This is a genomic window from Shewanella sp. SM101, from assembly GCF_025654465.1.
In the GTDB taxonomy this organism is placed as follows: domain Bacteria; phylum Pseudomonadota; class Gammaproteobacteria; order Enterobacterales; family Shewanellaceae; genus Shewanella; species Shewanella oncorhynchi.
Genome location: NZ_JAKKRH010000087.1, coordinates 1 through 6634, shown reverse-complemented (window position 1 = coordinate 6634; position 6634 = coordinate 1). Strand labels below are relative to the sequence as shown.

Here is a 6634-nt window from a genome sequence, read left to right as displayed (position 1 = left end):
CGCCCAAATCATTGCATCCATGGGTAATTTACGCCGTCTTAGCGTCGCAACGCCCTGAGAGTCTAAACAGGATTGAATTAACTCGGGTTCTAACACATCAGCTAAGCAGGTGAATTCGGTTAGGCGGGTAATATGAGTGCGCGCGAGAGCTTCTGAGAGTTGCATAAAAAAATCCGATGACATGAGGTCATCGGATTTTGATCTTTTCAGCGAGATCGTCAAGCAATCTGTCTTAACTGATCGGCATTACTGCCAGTGACCCACTTCGTGTCCTGCTTTATAGTTGCCATGCCAGAGCTTAACCATGCTGTAGCTGCTTTCATCTTGCAGCAGCCATTGGCCTTCGCGCTGACCGTTAACATACTGACCTTGGGCTTGAAGTTGTTTATCAAAGCCACGCAGTAAATACGCGCCATGTAACTTAGCGTTTTTATAAAACTCTCGGCGCATTATCGTGCCATCGGCTGCGATTTCTGTTTGTTCACCACTCAGCTCACCTTGTTGGTTAAACTGCTCATTGCGCGTCGTATCCGCGTTTTTTGTGACCCACTTGCCGGACTTTAACCCTAAGTGATATTGGCCGATGACAAAACCGCCGTCCTCGGCCTTGTCTTCTCGATATGCACCGTGCATTTGACCTTTGCGGTAGTTTATCCGCCTGATATAACCGTTCCAGCCAGCACCGATATACAAGCCATCGTATCGCCCCTTGAGTTGTTCATCACGTTCAATCAGCTCACCTGCTGCATCAAAACGCTGACGTAAGCTCCAGTCTTTTGTAGTATCTTGCTGATATTGATAAGTTAACTTTCCCGCAGAATCGAAGCGCTGTTCAGTGCTGGTCTGACCTTTAGCGAGGTATTGCGTGTCGGTTTGGGTCGCAACGTTACCGGCATTATCATAGGTAATATGTTGAATTTCACGACCATCCTTATCATACTTTTGCAGCTCTGCTAACCGCCCTTGTTCATCAAAACGCTGCTGGTTTCCCACCTGCTTATCATGCTCATAGTGTTTAATCTCTTGCAGCACATCGGCAGCTCGGTAAATCAACACTTCGCCGTGTATTTTCCCCTTAAGATAAAACTCTTTAGTGTATAACCAGCCTTCTTTTGTCCAATACAGTCTCTCGCCTTCTCTTTTCCCCGCCACCATATTAACGGTTTGCTCCGGCTGACCATTGTTATGAAAGCTTTCATATAGCCCTTCCATACCGTTAGCGCCGTAGGTTACGCGTGTTTGCAACTGGCCATTGTTAAAATAACTTTGCGATAATCCTAATTCAGCCCCATTCACACGATGCTGAAGCTCCCTTAATTGACCATTAGTATGGTAACTTTTCTGATCTCCTTGCAACTGGCCATGCTGGTAGTGGTACTCTCCCGAGAGCGCTCCGTCTTCCCAATAATGCAGATGCGTGCCCTGATAACGCCCTTGTGCATCGCTACTGCCCTTGCGAGACAGTTGACCATCGGGATAGAAAAACTCGAAATCACCAACGATAAAACTCTCGGCTAAATTGGGACTGTTGACGCTGCCCTTAAAAACGGGTTTATCCGTCTCCAGATAAAAGAGTTGTAGCGACCACTCGCCATTTTGCTCTGTTGGTGCTTGCTCCTGATAATAAATGGCTTCACCAGGCACATCGCTAAGCCGCCATAGTTCGTCGAGTAAAATTCGCTCAGCCGACAGATTAAACGACATAAGTAGCGCAGATAATAGTAATAAGACTCTCATATTCTGCTCCTTAAGGTAACGCAGGGAATGTATTAACCCACTGTTTATTGACCGGTTCGCCGCTTATCGTCAGCTGCTCTATCTGTGCTGCGCGCCCCGCCAGTACAAACCAGCGTTCCTCACGTAATACTTGCTGCAACGGACGCTGATAAAAATCACTACTGTCACCTTGAATAGCAGGAGCTAGCTGTAAATTTTGCGCATTTAAAAAACGATAGCGCCGCATAAAGTCGGCCACGGTTTGATGGGTATCAACATTCGGCAACTGAGTGATATCAATCAACCAGCTTTGCTCGGGTTGATACGCTAGCGCTTGCCATTTGGGCGTACCGGTACAGGCCAAAGTGCTACTGACATTGATGTCGTAAAAATTGCGGCGGATCCCATCGGCGCTAGTCAGTTGGTACAGCACAAACTTATCCAGCCCTCCACCAAAACCCGTGTTGTTAGTGTTAGTGCTTGTGTTTGTCCATTGCAGTGTGTGCTCGTTGACCTTAGGTGCATCGACAACACTGAGCGTACACACCGCTGCCTGCTCGGAAGTTAACAGCAAACTGACGCCGTATTTGGCCACGACTTGCGGCTCAAGTAAGGCGGGGTCTTCAGGTGCAGTAACTTGCGGCTGATTAACATAGGACGCATACATATCATCACTATAAAGCAGTTGTTGCTGCGCCGGCGGATAGGCGACATTTTGCGCGTAATCTTGAGTCGGAATAAAACGAATGTTCTTAGTCAGTTCACCACTGTCAACCACAGTATTCACATAGAGTGTCAGCGTGGGCGGCGCTGCGGGAAAGGTAAACTGTGTGATCGATTCATATTGTGCCGATGAGGCCAACGCCACCATATTTTGCTCTGCCGGGGTTAACCAATCCGGCCCAGTGGGCGGCGGTGAAAGATATTTCACCATAGCGCCTTCGGCACCGTCAAAGCGCCGGTATAACCAAGATTTGTCAGTGCTGCCTCGCGATTTCAGCAAATAACTGAATGGTTTATCTGGGATTGGCGAGAGTTCCAGCTGTATATCTTCATACTGCAAGGCCACAGTTTTGCTGGGTTCGGGGGTCAGGTTAAGTTTGACTAATTTCGCGCCGCGATAATGGGCTGTCGCGCGAAACTCAGCAACCTGAGCTAAGAGGTAATTCGGTGCATTCCAACCGATAAGCAAATTCTGCTGCTCAGACTGATGGAAACCATCCTGTTCTGGATAACTGTAACTGCCTACCTTGCTCAATTGCAGCGGCAGTACTGTGCCATCCGCACTGTGTGCTGTGATATCGGTTAAGCTAAACCCGCCTTCGGGCTTAAAACCTGAAAAGTCATACTGATAAATCAGCTTTAATAAATCATCTTGCTGGTAAAAATAGCCCGCATCATAGGCAAATACAGCATCTTGGGCTAAGGTCTTATTGACGTTATCCAACATAACGTCAGGTTGTTTTTGATTCTCAAATACTGGGAAATCATAAAAACCTAAATACTGCGTCAGATCGCCCAACTGGCGCTCCTGCGGCAACATAATAACGTTGCTGCGCACTGTGCCCTTATAGCCGTAGCGCTCAAATGGCGCTTCTGCCACTAAGGCTAACTGCGCTAACCAACCCCGCTCACGTTCTAACATCAACTGACCGTATATTTTGGCTTGATCGCCGCCACTTTCAACTTTGGCTAACACATGAGTATCAGTGACTTGCAATACAGTAAGCTTGGCATTGGCGTGGCCTTGATAGGCAGGAAGCGCGACGACCGCCCCCGCTTTGGCGGGTATGGTGCTAAGGAAGGCAGATGAGCTAAAGAGCTTTTTCAGTTCCTGCTCAAGCTCTGCGCCGCGTTCAGCCAACAGCGCCTGCCATACAGGTTTGTTCAATGCACTGAATTCTTTAACGCTGCCATCGTCTAGATTTAAAGAAAATTCAAACCCCTGCGAGAAAATAGCGTGCATTTCTGGATTACGATCGGCCCGCTGGCCACTACTGACGCCGCTCCCTTGGCCATCGCGCATGTTCATATAATCGACATGCACTTGAAACCGACTGTTTTTGCCTGTTTCGAGGACCTTATAACGCAGCAATTGATGTGACGTGGCGTTAACCGTTTCGGTACGCTGACCATTGTCTACAGTGATGTTAGTGGTGCTATACAGCTGATACGAGCGCTCTTCCCCTTTTTCAGGCGTAAACTCAACATCAGCATCCCCAAAAGAACAGGCCGATAATAAACAGCATGCAACTACGCTAACCAAGTACTTCATGGTTATTCCTTGTATCTCAAACAAATAGTAAGCGCCGCATTATGCCCTTTCATGCCCAGTAAATAAAATGCTTTGGCTATTTATGCCTGTCCAGCGCGACACCTGAGTGCGCGACTAAAGCATCCTTTTTAGATAGTCACAGGTACAGCAATGCCAATCTTAGGCAAATTCTTAATGACGAATTCCGGCATCAATAACTAATGCACAAAGCGAGTTGTGCGGCATTAATTGTCATTGTTTCCCAGTGACTCGCCGATGTTTTATTTAATAAGAAGTATCCCTATAGGCTCGACGATAACATCTGCAGCACACGGAAGTGTAAATGCCGCGTTCACATGGTCTATGATGTTCCCAACATCATAGACATTTCCCATATCCCTATGGGTCAGATGTGAAAGAGCAGCCATATCGCCAACGGTCACTGTTGTAACAAGGTCAAGCTTAACTAAGTCATTAATACACAAATCAGCCCTAAACAGCTTTTGCCCCAAAGTGAGTTAACACGGGGCGTTTGACCACAAACTTGCTACCTCATTTCCCAACAAATTCTCATCTATTTTCTGCTTTCAGCAATTCACCATAAGTGGCCGAAACTGGAGCGCTAGACAGTCGTATTAAAAAATGCGTAGCTCTGAGTGTTTTTAAGTCAATTTTTGTGCGCGCCATCTCAATCATTAACATCTAAAACTATTTAAAATTAATTAGTTATATAAAGCGAAACTTAGATAATAGGTTTGTAAAACACGCATGCGCGTTTTTCCGGATGGTGTATTTGAGAGAAAGCTGATAAGTTCCTTATATTACAAGTAATTAACTATTCGCGTTTTTACTGGTCTAATGAGGTAAACGCGCATGCCCCTCATAAAATGTTAGGCATCAATTTTATCGAACACTTTTTATCCTAAGGAATAATGTCATGGGAAGAATGTCAGATTTAATGATAGAGCTTGAAAATGAAAAGGCAGATCAATGGATAAGAGACCGTCTTGAGGATAAAGATGCAGATGAAGAATCCGAAGAGTATAGAGATTTAGCTGACGAATACTTTAATCTTCAAGAGCATTTAAGGGACCAATTTGAATTCGAAGAAGATCTAAAATGGTTACAAAAAAATGATTCTTCAACTCTTTACAGACTTTTTCTCGAAGAGATAAGAGAGCTTGAAAAACTTATAGTTAATAACCCACTAAAAACAAAACCATATATTATGTATAGAATGACTTATGCACATTCGGTTAGTTTGCTTGAGGCATTTCTCGGTGAAACTGTAAAATCTCTAGTAAATAATAATGATCGTTTTTTTGTGAATTCATTTAAAATCGAAGAATTAAAAAATGCAAAATATACGCTTGAGTTTTTAGCAGTAACAGAATCAAACCCCAAAGCGCTTGCTATAAAGGAACTATCTAAAATACTCTATCACAGCATGCCAAAAGTAAAAGTAATATTTGAGACCATACTTGGAAACAAAATTGATCTGAATATCTCTGAAGTAGATAAAATAACTAAAATTCGCCATGATATAGTCCATAGAAACGGAAAAACCAAAGAGGGTAATCCAATTTATTTGGACCAACAAGCTATTTTTAATATGTTTGTAGATATTAAAAAATTTGCAAATGAGCTTCAGGAAATCGTCAACAAAAATGCCTAACAAGTTGCTGCACGTGGACTTGATACAGTTGTCGCGCTTTTTGCTAAAACAAAATGCGGCAAAAACAGCACCAACTTACTCGTCGGTGAGCAAGGTGTTACCCATAGAAGTTTTAATTCGAGACTCTCTAATTCGAGCTAAAGTCTAACTCGAAAATGTCCAAAAATTAGCTAGTGAATCAGACTTTCCTAGTCTGGTTCATAGGGTAACATCCAGTAATAGATATCAACTAATTACTCTTCAAACGGTATAAAAAACGCTACCGCAAAAAAGCAAATTCCTATAGCATCATTTATACCAATTGACACGGATGTGGCAGCGGCCAAGTCCGGCAAGCGATTTATGCCCTGAAAACAGCACAGCGCATAAATACTAAGACGTTAGCTTTTTGTAGGGATGACAATGTCAACAACAGCATCATTAAAGTGTAAGTATTGTGGAAAATATAATGAAGTCGACGCGTGTTTTTTTGATGACTTTATGACCAGCAATGAAATTAATCTTTCATTTCATTGCGGAATATGTGGTAAAAATAACATTTATAGCAATCTCACACAGTCAGAACTGGAAGAAATAATTAATCCTTCAAGTGAATTAGAAAGACAGGCGGAATTCTTAGGTATCTCTGCTGCAAAACTTAGTGCATATGTTTATCCTCCGGATGTAATGAAGGAGGCAGATTTAGATAGAAGAAAAATTCGTGGTTTGTCTATAAAAGAGTACCTAAAATCATGTCGTCAGAGTGTAGTGGTCAAGTAAAATTGGCCACGGTTTTAGAGTCATTCCAATATAAACGTTCTGACTCATTTGGCGTTAACCCACCATTATATTGATGGGGTCTGGTCTCACTGTAATATCCAGTGATGTAATTTGTGATCTCTTTATCTGCTTCTGTAAAATTCCCATAACCACTGGCGGGTATCCACTCAGATTTCAAACTTCTAAAGAAACGCTCCATTGGTGCGTTATCCCAACAATTCCCGCGACGA

At 43.6% G+C, this 6634-nt stretch carries 5 protein-coding genes and 1 pseudogene; 2 read left to right on the top strand and 4 right to left on the bottom strand.

Features of this window, described 5'->3' with window-relative positions:
- The 3 genes and pseudogenes from L5M38_RS23500 to L5M38_RS23490 all read right to left on the bottom strand — a co-directional run.
- Positions 1-183, bottom strand: a 183-nt coding sequence (locus L5M38_RS23500) for a transposase domain-containing protein (protein WP_263140309.1), incomplete at its 3' end; no start/stop codon positions are given.
- A gap of 66 nt (positions 184-249) precedes the next feature.
- Positions 250-1737, bottom strand: a pseudogene (locus L5M38_RS23495) (hypothetical protein); the annotation flags it as partial.
- 10 nt (positions 1738-1747) lie between these two features.
- Positions 1748-3991: a hypothetical protein gene (locus L5M38_RS23490; protein WP_263180477.1), complete on the bottom strand. Its 2244-nt coding sequence runs from the start codon at positions 3989-3991 to the stop codon at positions 1748-1750.
- A gap of 916 nt (positions 3992-4907) precedes the next feature.
- Between L5M38_RS23490 and L5M38_RS23485 the strand changes: the two genes are divergently transcribed.
- Both L5M38_RS23485 and L5M38_RS23480 read left to right on the top strand, forming a co-directional pair.
- Positions 4908-5645, top strand: a complete 738-nt coding sequence (locus tag L5M38_RS23485) for a hypothetical protein (protein ID WP_263180475.1) — start codon at positions 4908-4910, stop codon at positions 5643-5645.
- A 402-nt stretch (positions 5646-6047) separates the two neighbouring features.
- Positions 6048-6404, top strand: a complete 357-nt coding sequence (locus L5M38_RS23480; RefSeq protein WP_263180473.1) for a hypothetical protein — start codon at positions 6048-6050, stop codon at positions 6402-6404.
- Here the strand turns inward: L5M38_RS23480 and L5M38_RS23475 are convergent.
- Positions 6397-6634, bottom strand: a 238-nt coding sequence (locus L5M38_RS23475) for an integrase core domain-containing protein (protein WP_263146819.1), incomplete at its 5' end; no start/stop codon positions are given. The two genes, L5M38_RS23480 and L5M38_RS23475, sit on opposite strands and share 8 nt — an antisense overlap.

What these genes read in the sequence shown, in the direction of transcription:
- L5M38_RS23480 (WP_263180473.1), top strand. Translation starts at nt 6,048, where the DNA reads ATGTCAACAACAGCATCATTAAAGTGTAAGTATTGTGGAAAATATAAT.
- L5M38_RS23490 (WP_263180477.1), bottom strand. Translation starts at nt 3,991, where the DNA reads ATGAAGTACTTGGTTAGCGTAGTTGCATGCTGTTTATTATCGGCCTGT.
- L5M38_RS23485 (WP_263180475.1), top strand. Translation starts at nt 4,908, where the DNA reads ATGGGAAGAATGTCAGATTTAATGATAGAGCTTGAAAATGAAAAGGCA.